Below are 17,543 nucleotides of genomic sequence, written 5' to 3'. Positions count from 1 at the left end.
GGCGATCAGCCCTCGAAGCCCGTGCCTGGCGTCAGCGGGGCATGGCGGTAGGTGGCCGGTGTGCGGCTGAGCTTCACCGGCGCCCCGATGCCGCGGTAGCCGCCAGGCAGATCCACCACCATCTCCCGGTGCGCCGTGTGCGGATGCGACAGCGCGGCATCGACGGACAGCACCGGCGCGGCGGGCACACCGGCGGCCATCAGGGTGTCCACCAGGGCGGCACCGTCGAAATCCTGCATCGCATCCTCCAACGCGGCCTTCAGGGCCACGCGGTTCACCGAGCGGTCGCCGGCCCTGGCATAGCGGGCGTCGCTCGCCAGCTGCGGCACGCCAATGCAGCGGCACAGGCTGGCGAACTGGCGGTCGTTGCCCACGGCGATGAACAGCGGCTGCGTGCCGGTGGCCAGCGTGTCGTAGGGGTAGATGTTCGGGTGCGCGTTGCCCGTGCGCCGGGGCGAATTGCCGTCCAGGAACCAGTTGGCCGCGTGCGGGTGCAGCAGCGAGAGGCCGCTGTCGTACAGCGCCGCCTCGACGAACTGCCCCCGGCCGCTGCGCTGGCGCTCCTGCAGGGCCAGCAGCACGCCGATCACGGCGTTCAGGCCGGTCACCATGTCCACCACGGGCAGGCCCACGCGCAGCGGGCCTCCTTCGGCCTCGCCATTGATGCTCATGATGCCTGCCATGGCCTGCACCGCAGCGTCGTAGCCGGGCAGGGCCCCGAGCGGGCCATCGGACCCGAAACCCGTGACGCGGCACCACACCAGGCGCGGGAAGCGCCGTGACAGCTCCCCGTAGCCCATGCCCCAGCGCTCCATCGTGCCGGTTTTGAAGTTCTCGATCAGCACATCGGCCTCGGCCACCAGCGCCAGCAGAGCCTCGCGGCCCTGCGTGCTGCCCAGGTCCAGGTGCATGCTGCGCTTGTTGCGATTGAGCCCGTGGTAGTACGAGGCCACCCCGTCCTTGAAGGGCGGGCCCCAGGTGCGGGTGTCGTCGCCCTGTGGGGGTTCCACCTTGAGCACGTCGGCGCCATGGTCGCCCAGGATCTGGCCGCAGTAGGGGCCGCCGAGGATGCGCGAGATGTCCAGCACGCGGATGCCGGCCAGCGCGCCCTGGGGGCGTGAATCGGAGGTGTTCATGGCGGGCCTCAGTCGAGTTGCGCGCCGGACTGCTTGACCACGCCCGCCCACTTGCCCACCTGCGCTTCGATGAATTTGCCCAGTTGCTCGGGTTTGGGCGAGGGGGCGGGCTCCAGCCCCTGGGAGGCCAGCAGCTGCTTGACCTTGGCGGTGTTCAGCACGTCGACGAAAGCCTTGTTGAGCTTGGCGATGCGCTCGGGCGGCGTGCCCGCCGGCGCCACGATGCCGAAGAACACGCTCACGTCATAGCCCGGCACCCCTTGCTCGGCGACGGTGGGCACCTCGGGCAATGCCTGCGAACGTTCTGCCGTGGTGACGCCCAGGGCGCGCAGCTTGCCGCTCTTGACGTAGGGCAGTGCGGTCAGCACATCGGTGAAGCTCATGGTCACCTGCCCGCCGAGCAGGTCGGTCAAGGCCGGCCCCGTGCCCTTGTAGGGGATGTGCTGCAGGTCCACGCCGGCCGAGGCGTTGAACAGCACCCCCGCCAGGTGCGACGAGGCCCCGTTGCCCGAGGAGGCATAGCTCAGCTTGCCGGGCGAGGCCTTGGCGTAGGTGATCAGCTCCTTCACGGTCTTGGCGGGCACCGAGGGGTTCACCACCAGGATGTTCGGCAGATGGCCGACCTGGATCACCGGCGCGAAACTCTTCACCGGGTCGTAGCCGATCTTGCGGTACAGGCTGGCGTTGATGGCCAGCGGGCCCGAGGTGCCAAACAGCAGGGTCTGGCCATCGGGCGCTGAGCGCGCCACGTACTCGGCACCGATGTTGCCACCGGCTCCGGCACGGTTTTCCACCACCATGGGCTGGCCCAGCCGGTCCTTCATCTCGGCCGCCAGTGTGCGCGCCATGGCATCGGTGGGGCCACCGGGCGGGAAGGGGATCACCAGTGTGACCGGGCGGTCCGGAAAGGTGTCTGCATGCGCATGTGGCATCAGCGGCAGTGCGGCCGCAGTGGCGAGCACGAGGGTGGTGAGAAGTCGCATGGTTTGTCTCCGGGTTGTTGTGTGGGGGGCAAGGGCTCAGGCCGGCACGGCGTTCGTGGCACCGCCGGTCCATTCCAGCGGTATGCGTGCCGGGACCAGTGGGTCGCGCGGCAGCACGCGGTGCAGCAGCACCAGCTGCGCCCACTCGATGCGCTGCGCGGAGCCGCCGCGCGCGCCCTCCCAGGCCATCGCGATGGCGCTGGTGACGTGGTAGAGCGCCGATGCGGCCTGGCGAGCGAGCGGGTCGCCGCCCTCTGCAGCGGCCAGCAGGGCCAGCGATGCGGCGCGCGCGAGCGCACTGCGCAGTGCGGCGGCAAAGCCCGGCGCGATGGCCGTGTCGTCCAGCAGCGCCTCGCAATGGGCCTGCAGCACGGGCAGCGAGCCTTCGCGATTCACCGCGCGGACCACGTCCAGGGCCACGATGTTGCTGGTGCCCTCCCATATCGAGCCCAGGTGCGCGTCACGCACCAGGCGGGGGTCGCTCCACTCCTCGATGTAGCCGCAGCCGCCGCGCACTTCCATGGCGTCGCCGGTCACCTTGCGTGCGTCGCGGCAGGCGCGGAACTTGATGAGCGGCGTCAGGATGCGCAGCAGCGGGTAGGCCGCCGCCTCGCCCGCGTCGGAGCGGGCCAGCGCCTGGGCGGTCTGGAACACCATGCTGCGGGCCTGTTCGGCGGGCAGCACCAGCTTTTGCAACTGGCGCTGCATCAGGGGCATGTCCTGCAGGCGCTTGCCAAAGGCCCGGCGTTCGCGGGCGATGTGCTCGGCCTCTGCCACGGCGCGGCGCATCAGCCCCGCTGCGCGCACGCCGTTGGACAGGCGCGAGTTGTTCACCATGTCGGCCATCTGCACGAAGCCCCGGCCCTGCTCGCCCACCAGGTAGGCCACGGCCCCTTCGAGCCGGATCTCGCCGCTGGCCATGGATCGCGTGCCCAGCTTGTCCTTGAGCCGCAGGATGCGGTAGTGGTTGGGCGCCCCGCCATCGAGCAGCCGGGGCAGCAGGAACAGCGAGACGCCCTTCAACCCCGGGGTGCCGCCATCGCAGCGCGCCAGCACCATCGCAAAGTCGGCATCGGGGTTGGAGCAGAACCACTTGTCGCCGGTGAGGCGCCATTGGCCCTGGTCGTCGAGCCAGGCGCGCGTCTGCGTGGCTGCGATGTCCGAACCAGCCGCCTGCTCGGTCATGAACATGGCACCCTGGGCCACGCTGTCGAAGTCCAGGTTCTGCAGGCGCGGCATGAAGCGTGCGACCAGTTCGGGGCTGCCGAACTTCTTCAGGGTGCGCGCCAGCGAATCGGTCATCGACACCGGGCAGCACAGGCCGAACTCGGCCTGCACGAAGAGGTAGGTCATCACGTACTTGACCAGGGGCGGCATGCTGCCCTTCCAGCCCAGCGTTTCCTGGCGGTGCGACATTGCGGCCAGGCCGAACTCGCTGAACGCCAGCCGCTCCATCTGCACATAGGCCGGGTGCTTGTGCACCCTCTGCGCGTCGATGCCCGTGCGGGTGCGCAGCGAGAGGGTGGGTGGGTTCCTGTCGGCGGTGCCGGCCAGCTCGTCCAGCACGCCGCCCGCCAGGGCCCCCAGCCGTTCGAAGTGCGGGCGCATGTGCGCCAGCAGGTCGGCCGGCAGGTAGAGCGAGAGCAGCCGGTGCAGCTCGGTGTCGCTGTCATAGAGGCTGGCGCCATGGCGGTCGGGCACGGGATGGCTGCAGGCCTCGTCGGATGGCGAAGAGTCGGTGGGCATGGCGTGTTGTCTCCTTTGCCGCGATTCTTGGCCGGTGAATAATTCTTGTCTAATATTGATTAGGTCTTGTTCATTCCGATTTGAATATCGTTGAAGGGTTCGCCATGGAACTGCGCCACCTGCGGTACTTCGTTGTCCTGGCCGAGGAACTGCACTTCGGCCGGGCCGCCCGGCGCCTTGCCATCTCCCAGCCGCCGCTGAGCGTGGCCATACGCCAGCTGGAGGAGTCGGTGGGCGCGCAGCTGTTCGAGCGCAGCAGCAAGGCGGTGCGCCTCACGTCGGCGGGCCAGGCGCTGCAGGCCTCGGCGCTGAGCCTTTTGCAGGCGGCCCAGGAGGCTGCCACCGAGGCGCGCCAGGTGGCACAGGGGTCTGCCGGCCGGCTGCGCATCGGCTTTGTCGGCTCCATGCTCTACCGTGGCCTGCCGCAGGCGCTGGTGCGCTTCCAGGCGGCCCACCCTGCCGTGCGGGTCACGCTGACCGAGCTCAACTCGGCCGAGCAGATGGCCGAGTTGCTGCATGACCGCCTGGACATTGGCTTTGCCCACACGCACCGCGTGCCCGCCGAACTCGACTGCCGGTTGCTGGTGTCCGAGCCCTTCGTGGCATGCCTGCCTGCGGGCCATCCCCTGGCCAGAAAGCGCCGGCTGGCGGTGGCCAGCCTGCAGGGCCAGTCCTTCGTGCTGTTCTCCCGCAATGCCTCACCCGACTACCACGCGCGCATCCTGTCGATCTGCGCCGATGCAGGCTTCTACCCCGAAGTGCGACTGGAGGTACGGCACTGGCTGGCCGTGGTCTCGCTGGTCTCGCAAGGCATGGGGGTGGCGCTGGTGCCCGATGCCATGCGGCATTGCGCGTTGCCGGGCGCCGTGTTCCGCCCGCTCGAAGACTCGGGCAAGCAGTCCGAAGCCTACGGGGTCTGGCATGCGGCAACGCGCAACGTGCTGGTGGTGCAATTGCTCGATGAGCTGGAGCGCTTCGTGGGCACGCGCCAGGCGCCCTGATGCAGTTTGCGTCCTACGGATTTGCATTCAATCGTATAGCTAGGCGGGAAGCCGCAGACAGTGCTATAGCACGGCAAGGCGAACCAACGACGTTAGACGGTTGAAGGCAAATCCGTATCAGGGGTCGACGGCGGCGGACAGGTCCGCCACATGCACCACCAACTCCCGCACACGGCGCATCGCCGGGTACTGGTGGAGCACGGACTCCCACTGGGGGGACTCCAGCAGCCGCTGCCAGACCGGTTCGAGATCCCGCGCATCCGCCAGCCGGCCTTGGGCGCATGCACTGGCAAAGGCCAGACTCTCGGGTGCAGACAGCAATTGCATGCGGCTGGCGGCGCTCAGCAAGTGCGGCGCCACCTCGGCCGGTGCGTCACAGCAGTAGAGCACGGTGCCGGGCAACTCGGCGTTGCCCGTGCCCAGGGCACCCAGCGCAGCGCCGCGCAGCAGCACCGGGCCCTGGTGCGTGCTGAAAGTGTAGGCAGCCTTCGGGTCCGCCTGGGCGAGCAGGCCCAGGCCGCGCAGCAGGCGCGGAAAATCCGTGGTGGCCGCGTCGATGGAGGCCTTGGCTTCGACCAGCAGGCACACATCCCAGGCGGGCTCTGGCGCACCGGCGGGCGCTGCCGCCTGCCGCAGCAGCACCGCATCCCATTCGCTCTTGGCGCGCTCTGCGCTGCCCGGTAGTGTGGACGGCACCCGCATCGACGTCACCACGCGCCATTCGCCTGCCCTTCCCTCGGCCGCACCTTCGGCTGCATTGAGCCGCTGCGCCAGCGTTTCGAGCGCCTGCGCCGCCAATACCTCCACCGCTGCGCCACGCTGCTGCGCGGCCTGACCTTTCGCGACGGCGGCGGGGCTGCCCGAGCGGGGGCCATGCTGGTCGCGCAGGGCCTGGTATTGCTGCACCAGCGGGTCGGCGGCGATCACCGTGGCGCGCTGCATGCGGGCGAGCGCTGCACCGCCCAGCAGCCGTGCCAGGTCGCGCTGCAATCGCGCCTCGCCAGCCAGCTGCGGCATGGTGAGCAGCCGCTGGGCGGCGGCTGCAAGCGCATCCCACTGCGCCGAGGCGTGGGCTGCATACAGCTGCGCCAGCGCCTCGCGTTGGGGGCCTGCGGTGCAATGCGGGAGTTTGGCGGGATGCGCGACGGCGTTGACGATGCTGCGCAGCTCGCGCTCGTCCTTCTCGGCATGGGCTTGCAGTGCCATGGCCTCGCGCACCGGGGGCGCATGGTGCGCAAGCACCATGGCCTGGTAGGCGGCATCGCCGCTGTCCGCGCGCATGGCATCCCCGATCAGGCGCGCCAGCGAGCCGGTGAACAGGCGCTGGGTGGCTGCATCGGGCGCCTGTGCATGCTGCGCAGCGCTGCCCGCCTGGTCGATGGCCATGGCCAGCGCGGTGGCGGGGCTGGTCTCCAGCCGTTGCGCGCAGGCTGCCGGTGTTGCGGGCAGGCGGTAGCGGCGCATGACCGTGCGCAGCACCTGTTCGAGCAAGGGAGGGTGGGGCAGCAGGGGCACGAATCAGGCGCCGCCGTTGCCGCCCACCGGCATGTCCGGGCCGGCACCCCGGTGGGTCTTGGTCCAGTCGTACGGCGTGCCGTCGGGCAGCAGCCGGGCTTCTACCGTGTTCACGCCAGGCCGGCCCACGCTCTCGGCCAGCTCCGTCGAAAGGCTCACATGGCGTTTGCCAGCCTTGCGCCGGGCCTCGCAGAACTGCAGGGCGGGCGCCAGCTCATGGGGGTCAAACGCCTGCATGGCGGCCACTCCCGGTGCTTCTTGCCAATAAACGACGATGCTCATGCGGATCCGGGCCTTCTCTGGGTTGCGTGCGGGTGGTATCCCGCCGATCGTGCCAGAAAGCTGCACCGGATGCCCGGCCTGCGGCATCCGCCCTACCGTGTCACCGTCACTTGGCCAGCGCCAGCGTGCCCTTCATCAGGCTCGAATGCCCGGGGAAGGAGCAGAACCAGGCGTAGGCCTCGCCCGCCTTGAGTTTGGCCACGTCAAAGGCCACCGCATCGGCTTCGCCGCCGCCGATGACCTTGGTGTGCGCGATCACGCGGGCATCGCCGGACTTGACATAGGCCTTGTCCACGCCGGCTGCCATGCCATCGGCAGCCACGCCCTGCATGTCGGCGGCCTTGCTCAGCACCCAGTTGTGGCCCATGGCTGCCTTGGGCAGCTTGCCCACATGCTTGAGCTTCACGGTGAACTGCTTGCAGCTGGCGGGAACGGCGATGCTGGACTTGTTGAACTGCATGGCATCGTTGGCCTCGATCTCCACGTCGCAGGCAGCTGCCAGCGCGGGGCCGGCGAGCAGGGTGGTCAGCAGCATGGCTGCGGCGTTTTTCATCTTGATCGTCATCTGTCATTTCTCCGTCGGTAAAAAGAAACTGCGTTCCCGAGAGCCTCTGGAGGGCAGGGGGGGCAGGCTGCCTGTGAGTGGACCACCGATGGCCGACAGCGCTGTTGACCTGCATCAGAGGACACTGGCGCAACGGCACCACGCATCCATCCGGGCCAGGGGCGGGCCCGGTGGCCCTGCACCAAGGCTTCGGCTAGCATTGCCCATGCCCGAGAGTTCCGCACCGCTGTCCCTGCGCGCCGAGCGCCCTGGCCGCAGGCTGGGCACGCTGCTGATCGGGGCCAATGCCTTGTTCGCGGCACTGCTGTGCGGTCTGGTCCTGTGGGTGTTGTCTTCGTCGCGGCAGAACCATGAAGAACGGGCCCGCACCACGGCGGAAAGCCTGGTGGCCGTCACCGGGGCCAACGTGGGTTCCGAACTGGGGCTCATCGATGCCGTGCTGAGGATGACGCTGGACGACCTTTTGCGCAGCGGGTTTGGCTCCGGTGCGGCGGACGAAGACATCCAGCGGCTGCTCGATGAGCGGCTCAGCCTGCTCGTGGGCGCCGAGGGCTTTCGCCTGGCGGATGAGAAGGGGTCGGTGCGGTGGGGCAACCTGGAGGCCGGGGCGCCGGTGGCCGACATCTCGCACCGCGCCTTCTTCCAGCAGGCCCGGCAGGCCACTTCGGGTGATCCCATTGTCTCCAGGCCCGTGGTTTCGCAGATCTCGGGCAACTGGGTGATCGTCATCGCGCGCCCCCTGGCCTTGAATGGCCAGTTCGCGGGGATACTGTACGCAACCATTCGGGTGGACCACTTTGCGCAGCTGTTCCACCGCTACGAGCTGGGTGAGCGCGACGCCATCACGCTCAGGATGCGGGATCTGCGTTTCGTGGCCTGGATGTCGCCCGGGAACGAGGTTCGTGTCGAGGTTGGATCGACCCAGGTCTCCGATGAGCTGCGGGCGGCCCTGGCGAGCAGCCCGGCCTCGGGTGTCTACGCGGCCATCTCTGCGGCCGATGGGGTCGAGCGGACGGTTGCCTACCGGGAGGTGCAGGGCTGGCCATTCATCGTCTTTGCGGGGCTCAATAACCAGCATTTCTTCCAGCCCCTGGCCCAGGAGGCGCGCATGCTCTCTCTGCTGGCCGGCCTCATGTGGCTGCTGAGCTGCGCCGCCGCCTTCGTGGTCTACCGCCTGGGACTGCGCGAGCTGGGCACCCTGCGCGCCCTGGAGGCGCAGAGCCGGCGCACGCAGATCCTGCTGCGCGTGGCCGGTGACGGCATCCACATCCTCGACCGCCAGGGGCACCTGGTCGAGATGAGCGATTCGTTCGCGCAGATGCACCGATCCTCCCGGGAGGGGCTGCAGGGCCGGCATGTCTCCAGCTGGGACGCCAACCAGAACGAGGCGGCCATCCGCGCCTGGCTGGTCAAGGTGCGTGACGGTGACCGCCAGCGCGTGGAGGTGCAGCACCGGCGGGCGGACGGCCAGGTCATCGACGTCGACCTGCACTGGCATGCGGTGGACATCGACGGGCAGTTGCTGATCTTCGGCTCCGCCCGCGACATCACCGACAGGCAGCGCCTGCTGCAAAGCCTGGAAGAATCCGGCGCGCGCATCCGCGACCTGTACGACCACGCACCCTGCGGGTATTTCTCGCTCGATGCCGAGGGCTGTGTCGTGCACATCAACGCCACCCTGCAGCAGTGGCTGGGCGGCACGCCCCTGGAGTCCCACACCCGCTTCAGCGATCTGCTGCAGGGGGCGAGCCGCCTGCGATTCCATGACCACTTCATCGTGCTGACCCTGCAGGAGCAGGCGCCGGAGATCGAGGTCGAGCTGGCACCACCGGGCGCTGAACGCCGCTTCGTGCGCATCAACGCCACGGCCGTGCGCGATGCCCAGGGCAACTTCCTGATGAGCCGCACCGTGGCGATCGACGTGACGGCGCAGCACCAGGCGCTGCAGCAGGTGCAGACCCTGCTGCACGACCAGTCGGCCATGCTCAACAGCGACCTCGTGGGCATGGTCAAGCTGCGCGACCGCACCATCACCTGGAAGAACGCCGCGATGGAACGCATGCTGGGCCATGCGCCCGGCGAGCTCGACGGTGCCCAGGTGCAGGACCTGTATGCCCATGGCCAGGACCACTGCAACGTGGAGAATGCCGCGGCGCTGCGGCTGGACCGGGGCCAGAACTTTCGCACCGATGTGCGCCTGCAGCACAAGAGCGGCGACGCCATCTGGGTGGACCTGAGTGGCGTGCGCCTGTCGGACCGCGAGACCTTCTGGATGGCGGTGGACATCTCTGCCGCCAAGCGGGCGCATGAGCAGATCACCCACGTGGCCTTCCACGACGCGCTCACGCAGCTGCCCAACCGCCTGCTGCTGCTGGACCGCCTGCGCCAGGCCTTGGCTGCGGCACAGCGCGCCGGCCATGGGGTCGCGGTCTGCTTTGCCGACTTGGACGGCTTCAAGGCCGTGAACGACCAATTGGGGCACGAGGCAGGCGACCAGCTCCTGGTCGAGCTGGCCGGGCGCGTGCGCAGCAGCGTCCGAGCATCGGACACGGCGGCGCGTATCGGCGGCGATGAGTTCGTGCTGGTCCTCACCCCCGTGGCCGGGGACGAATGGCGTGCCGTGCTCGATCGCCTGATGCAGGCCGCGTGCCAGCCCGTACAACTGCTGGCCTCGCAGGCACCCGTGCAGGTCGGCATGAGCATCGGTGTCGCGCTGTCACGGGGCCGGCTCGACGCACAGGAGCTGCTGGCAGAGGCCGACGCCGCCATGCTGCAGGCCAAGCGCTCAGGCAAGCACCGCGTGCAGCTGGCGCAGGGACCGCAGGCGGTCAATAGCACCGTCTGATACGGGGCTGCATTCAATCGGCCCGAATCAGGGGTCGTAAAAAGCAAAACGCCCACAGCGAAGCTGCAGGCGTTCATATTGTGGGGATGGGCGATGCTGGGGGGCTACCCGCCCCTCAAGACCTGCACCATCCTGTTGCCGTTCCTCAATACGCGTCCAGCACCGCGCCCTTGCTGGCGCTCGATGCGTTGAAGGCGAACTTGGCCTGGACGCCGCGGGTGTAGCGCGGGGCGGGAGCCGTCCAGGCGGCGCGGCGCTTGGCGATTTCTTCTTCGCTCACGTTCAGCTCCAGCAGCAGCTGGCGCGCGTCGATGGTGATGCTGTCGCCTTCGTTGACAAAGGCAATCGTGCCGCCTGCCGCCGCTTCAGGCGCCACGTGGCCGACCACCATGCCCCAGGTGCCGCCGGAGAAGCGGCCGTCGGTGATGAGGCCCACGCTTTCGCCCAGGCCGGCGCCGATCAACGCGCCGGTGGGGGCCAGCATTTCGGGCATGCCGGGGCCGCCCTTGGGGCCCAGGTAGCGCAGCACCATCACGTCGCCGGCAACGATCTTGCCGGCCAGGATGGCTTCGAGGGCGGACTGCTCGTCGTCGAACACGCGGGCGGGGCCGGTGATGACGGGGTTCTTCAGGCCGGTGATCTTGGCCACGGCGCCTTCGGGGCTGAGGTTGCCCTTCAAGATGGCCAGGTGGCCCTGGGCGTACATGGGCTTGTCGATGCCGCGGATCACGTCCTGGTCGGCACGGGGCACATCGGGCACGTCCTTGAGCACTTCGGCAATGGTCTTGCCGCTGATGGTGATGCAGTCGCCGTGCAGCAGGCCGGCGTTGAGCAGCACCTTCATCACTTGCGGAATGCCGCCTGCGCGGTGCAGGTCGACGGCCAGGTACTTGCCGCTGGGCTTCAGGTCGCACAGCACGGGGGTCTGCTTGCGAATGCGCTCGAAGTCGTCGATGCTCCATTCCACGCCGGCCGTGTGGGCGATGGCCAGGAAGTGCAGCACGGCGTTGGTGGAGCCGCCGGTGGCCATGATCACGGCCACGGCGTTCTCGATGGCCTTCTTGGTCACGATGTCGCGGGGCTTGAGGTCCATCTTGATGGCCTCGATCAGCACCTTGGCCGATTCCTTGGCCGAGTTCATCTTCTCGTCGTGCGGGTTGGCCATGGTGGACGAATACGGCAGGCTGATGCCCAGGGCCTCGAAGGCGCTGGACATGGTGTTGGCGGTGTACATGCCGCCGCACGAGCCGGTGCCGGGGATGGCGCGCTTTTCGATCTCCTTGAGGTCAAAGTCGCTGAGCTTGCCGGCGGCGTTCTCGCCCACGGCCTCGAACACGCTCACGATGTTCAGGTCCTTGTCCTGGTAGCGGCCAGGCAGGATGGTGCCGCCGTACACGTAGATGGCCGGCACGTTGGCGCGCAGCATGCCCATCAGGCCGCCGGGCATGTTCTTGTCGCAGCCGCCGACCACCAGCACGCCGTCCATCCACTGGCCGCCCACGCAGGTCTCGATGCAGTCGCTGATCACCTCGCGGCTGACCAGGCTGTACTTCATGCCTTCGGTGCCCATGGCCATGCCGTCCGAGATGGTGGGCGTGCCGAACACCTGGGCGTTGCCGCCGGCTTCCTCGATGCCGGCGATGGCCGCGTCGGCCAGCTTCTGCAGGCCGCTGTTGCAGGGGGTGATGGTGCTGTGGCCGTTGGCCACGCCGACCATGGGCTTGACGAAGTCGCCTTCCTCGTAGCCCATGGCGTAGTACATGGAGCGGTTGGGCGCACGCGACTTGCCTTGCGTGATGTTGGCGCTGCGGCGGTTGATGGGCTGGATCGGGATGGTCTTGCTGTCTGCCATGGCGTGTTTCCTGGTGGGGGAGTCGTTGTTGTGGGGAGGACAGCGCAGCGTTCCACGTGTCCCATGCTTTCGGGTTGCAAGTATGCGAGGTTTGCCGCTGCGTTTCCAATCCCTTTCATCTGCTCCATTAATATATAAAACATATGAAAGAGACATTCATCGATGTGCGCGCCTGGCGCCAGTTCGTCGCCGTGGCCGAGGAACTGCACTTTGGCCGGGCCGCGCTGCGCCTGCACATGACGCAGCCGCCGCTGACCCAGGCGATTGCGCAGATGGAGCGCACGCTGGGTGTGATGCTGTTCGACCGCACGCGCCGCCGTGTGGCGCTGACGCCGGCGGGCGAGGCGCTGCTGCCCGACGTGCGCGACTTTCTGGAGCGCGCGCAGGCGCTGCCGGTGCGGGCGCGCGCCGCAGCGGCGGGCGAGGTGGGGCGGGTGCGGCTGGCGTTTGTCTCCACCATCGGCTTCGAGCGGCTGCCCGAGTGGGTGCGCGATTTTCGCGTGCTGTGCCCGCAGGTGGCGCTGGAGCTGGTGGAAGCCACGGGCGACGTGCAGCGCGCGCTGTTCGCGCGCGGCGAGCTCGATGGCGGGCTGGTGCTGCATTCGCCCGGCGCGGCCCCGCCCGAACTGGCGCGCCTGGCGGTGGCCGAAGAACCCCTGGTGCTGGCGCTGCCCGCAAGCCACCTGCTGGCCGGTGTGCCGCGCCTGGACCTGGCGCAGGTGCTGGCCGAGCCGCTGGTGATCTTTCCGCGCCGCATCGTGCCCTCGCTGCACGACGCGATCTTTGCGCTGTACCACGCGGCTGGCCGCGTGCCCGTGGTGGCGCAGGAGGCGATCCAGATGCAGACCATCGTCAACCTGGTGTGGGGTGGCCTGGGCGTGGCCTGGGTGCCCGAGAGCGTGACCCAGTTCCGCCGCGAGGGGGTGGTGTACCGCGCGGCCGATGCGTTCGGGCCTGCTCCGGGCAAGGCGCGGACCAAGGCCGTGAAAGCGGTGCCCGGTCCCCTTCCGGTGTGCGAGACCAGCCTGGTCTGGCCCGCCGGGCTGAACAACCCGGCGCTGGCTCGCTTCATCGACTTCGTGCGCGAGCGCTCGGCTGCCGGTTAAGCAACTGCCGCAGCGCGGCCGCGCACGAACAGCAGCCCCGCCACAATGGCCAGCAGCGGCAGCGCCACCGCGTTGATGGCGGTCCAGCCCACGCCAGTCAACAGCGCGCCCGAGGCAAAGGACATCATCGCCGCCACGATGCCGTTGGCCAGCTGCATGAGTGCCTGGGCCTGGCCGCGCTCCTCGGGCGCATGGCTTTCGGCAAGCAGCGTGGTGCCCGATATCACCATCAGGTTCCAGCCCGTGCCCAGCAGGAAGGAGCTGGCCAGAAACTCGGTGAACGACAGGCCCGACAGCGCCACCACCGCGCTGGCCGCCAGGCACAGGGCGCCTACGGTAGCCACTCGGCGGCTGCCGAAGCGGTCCACCAGCGCACCCGAAAACAGCGCGGGTGCGAACATGCCAATCACATGCCACTGGATGACTTGCGCGGCGGATGCAGCCGAGAAGCCGCAGACCTCCATCGCCAGCGGCGTGGCGTTCATCACCAGGATCATCAGGCCGTGGCCGATGGCCGTCATCACCACCGCCGCGCGCAGGCCGGGGCGGGCGAGCAGGGCGCGCATGGCGGCCATGCCGCCCGCGGCTGGCTTGGGCGCCACGCCCTCGCGCAACCGCGCCATCACCGCCCAGCCCAGCGCGGCCAGCACGGCAATCGCCAGGTACGCGCCGGCCAGCGGCGTGGCCAGCAGGTTGCGCGACCACAGCGCCAGCGGTGGGGCGAAAACGGCCGCACACAGGCCACCCGCCACCACGCAGGCGGCGGCCCGGCCTTTCTGCTGCGCGTCCACCGCCTCCAGCGCGGCATAGGTGTAGTAGCCCGACGATGCCTGGTAGGCGCCGATGGCCAGCGTGCCCGCGCAGAAGACGGCAAAGCTGCCCCACTGCACCCCCGCCATGCTGATGAGGCCGCCCGCCACACCGCACAGCGCGCCGGCCTGCAGCCCGGCACGCCGGCCGTGGCGCTGCATGAACAGCGACAGCGGTTGCACCGACAGCAGGTTGCCCAGCACCAGCAGTGCCAGCGGAAAGGTGGCCAGCGCCGGCCAGGGCGCCAGCCGCGCGCCGACAATGGAGGTCAGCGTGATGCCGATGATGGAGCAGCCCCAATACAGGGCCTGGCCGGCGAACAGCAGGCGAACGGAGGCATTGCGCAACAGCAGCATGGATAGAGGCTTTCGGTGGTGCGCCGTGTCTGGCGCGGGGGAAAAGTGGTCAGTCCAGCAAGGCACCGGCGCCAAAGCGCTGCGCATACGCCTGCGGGCTCACCGCGCGGTGCTTGTGAAAACTGCGGCGCAGGTTTTCGGGGTGCTCGAAGCCGCACAGCCGGGCCACGGTGCAGACCGATGCCTGGGCCTGCGCGAGCAGGGTGGAGGCGGCCTCCACCCGCACGCGCTCCACATAGCGGCCCGGCGTGGTGCCCAGTTCGCGCTGGAACACGCGCGTGAGCGTGCGCGGCGGCATGCAGGCCTGCCCGGCGAGGGCGTCGAGCGACAGGTCGCCGCCCAGTTGCGAGGGAATCCATTCAAGCAGGGCCGCCAGCCGGGGTGCATGCCGCGTCTCGGGCGCCAGCAGCGCGCTGAACTGCGCCTGCCCGCCCGGGCGGCGCATGAACATCACCAACCGGCGTGCCACGGCCAGGGCCATGGGGCGGCCCAGGTCTGCCTCCACCAGCGCCAGGGCCAGGTCGATGCCGGCCGTGACGCCGGCCGAGGTGAACAGGTGGCTGTACACGGGGTGGGCCGCGTCGTAGGTGTGCAGGCAGTCCTCGTCCACCTGCACGGCGGGGTAGTTTTGGCGCATGCTTTCCATGCGGCACCAGTGCGTGGTGGCGCGCAGGCCATCGAGCAGGCCGGCCTGGGCCAGCAGCAGGGCGCCCGAGCAGACCGAGCCCAGGCGGCGCACCTGGGGCTCGGCATGGCGCAGCCACTGCAGCATGCCGGTGTGGCCCAACTGGTCGGCCACACCATCGCCGCCTGCCACCAGCACGGTGTCCAGGCCTGCGGGGTCGGTATCGGCCCAGCTGCCATCGGCCACCAGCGCAAAACCGGCCGAAGTGGTGACGGGCCCCGGCGCGCCCGCCAGCAGGCGCAGCGCATAGGCTGGCGGCAGGCCATGGCCGGTGCGCTCGGCATTGGCCGAGCCGAAGACCTGCATCGGGCCGACCACGTCCAGGCTCATCACACCGGGGTAGACCAGGCAGGCAACGGTGCGGGTGGGGTGGGGCATGCGCCCAGTGTCGGCGTTCGTGGGGTTGGCCGCAATGACAATGAGCCCACAGATCTGGCCAAATGCCAAGGTGCGCCGGCTGGACAAAGCGCAGTCAGGCGGCGCCAGCCACCACTGCCCGGGCCACATTGTCAACAAGCGATAATTTGCTGGCGTTCGCTGCCGCATGGGCGCTATCCTGCAGACAGGATGGGCCGCCAAGCCAAGGGTCCTCAACAGATTTGAACTTGTCCATCGCACGCTTTGAGGAGACTGCGAATGCCTTTCCCCTTGAGGTTTCCCCGAGAGATGCAGTGGCTCCTGAAGGCCGCGCGGCTGCTCGGCACCATCCAGGGCGACCCAGGGCGGGTGAATCTCGTCCTGGAACTTCAGCAATTGCTCATCCGGCGCATCGCCCGGTCGAAGCTGAGCCATGACCGCCTTCAGGACGCCAGGCTTCGCCTCAAGCAGCGTCTGGTGAGAGAGCGGCTGATCGGAGAGAAAGCGCGCGAGACGAAAGAGCTGGTCCTGAAAATCCAGGGCCGCTGTGACGCGCTGGAGCATCTGCGCTTTTTGTACCGCTGCTTTGGCGATGGCATTGCGGCGACCTACCATCCGCCCCAACGCCACAGGTACTTCTATTTTGCGCAGCGAACCCAGGCCAAGGAGCGTGCGGGACTCGTCTCCCGGCAGGAAACGTTTCGCAGGCGGTACCGGGCCCTGAGGCTGGGCACCGGCATGGGCATCCCCGTTGTGTTGGCCGATGTGACGAACATGGTGGGGCAAGGCGATATCTGTGTTCTGGCGGGCAGTGAACCGCAGCCCGTTGAGCTGAAATCGCTGGCGCAACGCGGTCGCCCAGGAAAGCTCCTGGACGAAGAGCTGCGGCGCACCATGCAGCTTCTGGCTGGCGGTTTTCCGGCGGATTTCCGCAGCACGCGCAATGCGCCGCCGCCGGAAATCCACCACGCGACAGCGCATGCGGCGCACCTGAACGGCTGTGTGCAGCAGGCCATGGAATCGGGCATTGCGCAGGTCTTTCCGGAAGATGGCCTGCGCTACGTGGCGATCCTCACAGACCACTACCAGGGCAACCCGGGTTGCCTGCATGCGCTCAAGGGCATGGCATCGAAATCGATGATGTCGATACAGGTGGCGCCCGAAATGGCCTGGGTGCCGATGCAGCCGTTCACCCTGTCAATGACTGCTGAAAATGCCGTGCTGTTCATGCAGGGGGCTTTTCAGTTGTTTGTGTGCGTCGACATGAAGGTGCTGGTGTCCCACTTCGCATCGCTCGGGGTGCACGCCATCGCCTTGATGGACGGGGTGACGGCGCTGCAGATTTCCAACGACCCCGAGGACTCTGGGCCGGGGTCCTACCGGGTCAGTGAGGTCATCTTCCAGCGCATCTCCTGCGAGTTCATTGCCTTGCGCAGTTTTGCCCAGGAAATGGTGGCGATGCTGGACCCGGCAGACGCCCCTGGGCTGCACGATGCCGGTGACCGGGATCTGCTTTTTGCGCCACCCGCGCCTGAGTGGGACGAGGCGCGACACTACTACGACGAAGAAGGCCCACGCCTGCATTGAGTAGACACCAGAACTGGCCGTTGGGACCGGATGTACGGGCGTTCCCCCCGCCTGAGCCCGGCGACAGGCGCGCGAGTACCTTGGGGGGGCTCGCTCAGGCGGAGGTTTGTGACTGCAGGTAGTTCTGCAGGCCGATCTTGTCGATCAGGCCGATCTGCTTTTCGAGCCAGTAGGCGTGGTCTTCCTCGGTGTCGCGCAGCTGGGTCAGCAGCAGGTCGCGGCTCACATAGTCGCCAACGCTCTCGCACAGCGCCATGCCGTTTTGCAGGGCGGCGCGCACTTCGTACTCGGTGGCCAGGTCCTTGCGCAGCATTTCGGGCACGGTTTCGCCGGGAGTGAACTCCTTGGGCCGCATGTCTGGGCGGCCGCCCAGGAAGAGGATGCGGCGCAGCAGCGCGTCGGCGTGCTGGGTTTCTTCCTGCATCTCGTGGTCGAGGCGGGTGTAGAGCTTGATGAAGCCCTGGTCTTCATAGATCCGCGAATGCGCGAAATACTGGTCGCGCGCGGCCAGTTCGCCGCGCAGCAGATCCTTGAAGTAGTCGACGACCTGTGGGTTTCCCTGCATGTTTTTATCCTTGAATTTTGGTAAGGAGTATCGCGCGGACGAAGGCGTTTGGGGGGAATGTCCCCCTCTGCGCGCTCTGCATGCGTACAGGGATCAGAAGCGTTCTCATCGGGGGTGCGCCCGGTGCGCTCACAGCCTCCTGGGCGCTGCCC

General features: G+C 68.4%; 14 protein-coding genes. 4 read left to right on the top strand and 10 right to left on the bottom strand.

Annotation, left to right across the window (positions count from 1 at the left end; translation table 11 throughout):
- Window positions 1-5: 5 nt before the first annotated feature.
- From ASE31_RS29090 to ASE31_RS29080, 3 genes are read right to left on the bottom strand one after another with little or no spacing between them, the layout of a single operon-like run.
- Complete coding sequence (locus ASE31_RS29090; RefSeq protein WP_057206460.1) at window positions 6-1,136, bottom strand: CaiB/BaiF CoA-transferase family protein; 1,131 nt, start codon at window positions 1,134-1,136, stop codon at window positions 6-8.
- Window positions 1,137-1,144: 8 nt separating this feature from the next.
- Entirely contained in the window at window positions 1,145-2,119 is a 975-nt protein-coding gene (locus tag ASE31_RS29085; RefSeq protein WP_057206458.1) for a tripartite tricarboxylate transporter substrate binding protein, read from the bottom strand.
- A 36-nt stretch (window positions 2,120-2,155) separates the two neighbouring features.
- Window positions 2,156-3,865 carry an acyl-CoA dehydrogenase family protein gene (locus ASE31_RS29080; RefSeq protein WP_057206456.1) on the bottom strand — a complete coding sequence of 570 codons (1,710 nt, stop codon included), beginning with the start codon at window positions 3,863-3,865 and terminating at the stop codon, window positions 2,156-2,158.
- A gap of 104 nt (window positions 3,866-3,969) precedes the next feature.
- Here ASE31_RS29080 and ASE31_RS29075 point away from each other — a divergent pair, with 104 nt between their 5' ends.
- Complete coding sequence (locus ASE31_RS29075) at window positions 3,970-4,866, top strand: LysR family transcriptional regulator (protein WP_057206454.1); 897 nt, start codon at window positions 3,970-3,972, stop codon at window positions 4,864-4,866.
- A 117-nt stretch (window positions 4,867-4,983) separates the two neighbouring features.
- Here ASE31_RS29075 and ASE31_RS29070 read toward each other — a convergent pair whose 3' ends face one another.
- From ASE31_RS29070 to azu, 3 genes are all read right to left on the bottom strand, one after another.
- The gene (locus ASE31_RS29070) at window positions 4,984-6,381 is read right to left on the bottom strand and encodes a hypothetical protein (RefSeq protein WP_057206452.1); all 1,398 of its coding nucleotides are present in this window, start codon (window positions 6,379-6,381) and stop codon (window positions 4,984-4,986) included.
- 3 nt (window positions 6,382-6,384) lie between these two features.
- Window positions 6,385-6,663 carry a hypothetical protein gene (locus ASE31_RS29065; protein ID WP_157412700.1) on the bottom strand — a complete coding sequence of 93 codons (279 nt, stop codon included), beginning with the start codon at window positions 6,661-6,663 and terminating at the stop codon, window positions 6,385-6,387.
- A gap of 106 nt (window positions 6,664-6,769) precedes the next feature.
- The gene (gene azu, locus ASE31_RS29060) at window positions 6,770-7,228 is read right to left on the bottom strand and encodes an azurin (protein ID WP_057206448.1); all 459 of its coding nucleotides are present in this window, start codon (window positions 7,226-7,228) and stop codon (window positions 6,770-6,772) included.
- Window positions 7,229-7,433: 205 nt separating this feature from the next.
- Here azu and ASE31_RS29055 point away from each other — a divergent pair, with 205 nt between their 5' ends.
- Window positions 7,434-10,073, top strand: coding sequence for a diguanylate cyclase domain-containing protein (locus tag ASE31_RS29055; protein ID WP_057206446.1), 2,640 nt, complete (start codon window positions 7,434-7,436; stop codon window positions 10,071-10,073).
- Window positions 10,074-10,218: 145 nt separating this feature from the next.
- Here the strand turns inward: ASE31_RS29055 and ilvD are convergent, their stop codons facing one another.
- The gene (ilvD, locus tag ASE31_RS29050; RefSeq protein WP_057206444.1) at window positions 10,219-11,925 is read right to left on the bottom strand and encodes a dihydroxy-acid dehydratase; all 1,707 of its coding nucleotides are present in this window, start codon (window positions 11,923-11,925) and stop codon (window positions 10,219-10,221) included.
- 143 nt (window positions 11,926-12,068) lie between these two features.
- Here ilvD and ASE31_RS29045 point away from each other — a divergent pair, with 143 nt between their 5' ends.
- Window positions 12,069-13,031: a LysR family transcriptional regulator gene (locus tag ASE31_RS29045; RefSeq protein ID WP_057206442.1), complete on the top strand. Its 963-nt coding sequence runs from the start codon at window positions 12,069-12,071 to the stop codon at window positions 13,029-13,031.
- On the opposite strand, the gene ASE31_RS29040 is transcribed toward ASE31_RS29045, so the two are convergent.
- Window positions 13,028-14,197 (bottom strand): MFS transporter, encoded by a 1,170-nt coding sequence (locus ASE31_RS29040; protein WP_057206440.1) that lies wholly within the window; start codon window positions 14,195-14,197, stop codon window positions 13,028-13,030. The two genes, ASE31_RS29045 and ASE31_RS29040, sit on opposite strands and share 4 nt — an antisense overlap.
- Window positions 14,198-14,246: 49 nt before the next feature.
- Entirely contained in the window at window positions 14,247-15,260 is a 1,014-nt protein-coding gene (locus ASE31_RS29035; protein ID WP_057206517.1) for a GlxA family transcriptional regulator, read from the bottom strand.
- 288 nt (window positions 15,261-15,548) lie between these two features.
- Between ASE31_RS29035 and ASE31_RS29030 the strand changes: the two genes are divergently transcribed.
- On the top strand, window positions 15,549-16,826 hold the full coding sequence (locus ASE31_RS29030) for a hypothetical protein (protein WP_057206438.1): 1,278 nt from the start codon (window positions 15,549-15,551) through the stop codon (window positions 16,824-16,826).
- A gap of 94 nt (window positions 16,827-16,920) precedes the next feature.
- Here ASE31_RS29030 and bfr read toward each other — a convergent pair whose 3' ends face one another.
- Window positions 16,921-17,391, bottom strand: coding sequence for a bacterioferritin (gene bfr / locus ASE31_RS29025; protein ID WP_057206436.1), 471 nt, complete (start codon window positions 17,389-17,391; stop codon window positions 16,921-16,923).
- Window positions 17,392-17,543 lie beyond the last annotated feature (152 nt).

Source organism: Acidovorax sp. Root217, from assembly GCF_001428645.1.
GTDB lineage: Bacteria > Pseudomonadota > Gammaproteobacteria > Burkholderiales > Burkholderiaceae_C > Acidovorax.
The sequence above is the reverse complement of the archived record's forward strand: the minus strand, read 5'-3'. Positions and strand labels throughout refer to the sequence as shown.

Bases quoted from the DNA above. Each gene is read 5' to 3' on its own strand.
- ASE31_RS29090 (WP_057206460.1), bottom strand. From the start codon at position 1,136: ATGAACACCTCCGATTCACGCCCCCAGGGCGCGCTGGCCGGCATCCGC.
- ASE31_RS29085 (WP_057206458.1), bottom strand. From the start codon at position 2,119: ATGCGACTTCTCACCACCCTCGTGCTCGCCACTGCGGCCGCACTGCCG.
- ASE31_RS29080 (WP_057206456.1), bottom strand. From the start codon at position 3,865: ATGCCCACCGACTCTTCGCCATCCGACGAGGCCTGCAGCCATCCCGTG.
- ASE31_RS29075 (WP_057206454.1), top strand. From the start codon at position 3,970: ATGGAACTGCGCCACCTGCGGTACTTCGTTGTCCTGGCCGAGGAACTG.
- ASE31_RS29065 (WP_157412700.1), bottom strand. From the start codon at position 6,663: ATGAGCATCGTCGTTTATTGGCAAGAAGCACCGGGAGTGGCCGCCATG.
- azu (WP_057206448.1), bottom strand. From the start codon at position 7,228: ATGACGATCAAGATGAAAAACGCCGCAGCCATGCTGCTGACCACCCTG.
- ASE31_RS29055 (WP_057206446.1), top strand. From the start codon at position 7,434: ATGCCCGAGAGTTCCGCACCGCTGTCCCTGCGCGCCGAGCGCCCTGGC.
- ilvD (WP_057206444.1), bottom strand. From the start codon at position 11,925: ATGGCAGACAGCAAGACCATCCCGATCCAGCCCATCAACCGCCGCAGC.
- ASE31_RS29045 (WP_057206442.1), top strand. From the start codon at position 12,069: ATGAAAGAGACATTCATCGATGTGCGCGCCTGGCGCCAGTTCGTCGCC.
- ASE31_RS29040 (WP_057206440.1), bottom strand. From the start codon at position 14,197: ATGCTGCTGTTGCGCAATGCCTCCGTTCGCCTGCTGTTCGCCGGCCAG.
- ASE31_RS29035 (WP_057206517.1), bottom strand. From the start codon at position 15,260: ATGCCCCACCCCACCCGCACCGTTGCCTGCCTGGTCTACCCCGGTGTG.
- ASE31_RS29030 (WP_057206438.1), top strand. From the start codon at position 15,549: ATGCAGTGGCTCCTGAAGGCCGCGCGGCTGCTCGGCACCATCCAGGGC.
- bfr (WP_057206436.1), bottom strand. From the start codon at position 17,391: ATGCAGGGAAACCCACAGGTCGTCGACTACTTCAAGGATCTGCTGCGC.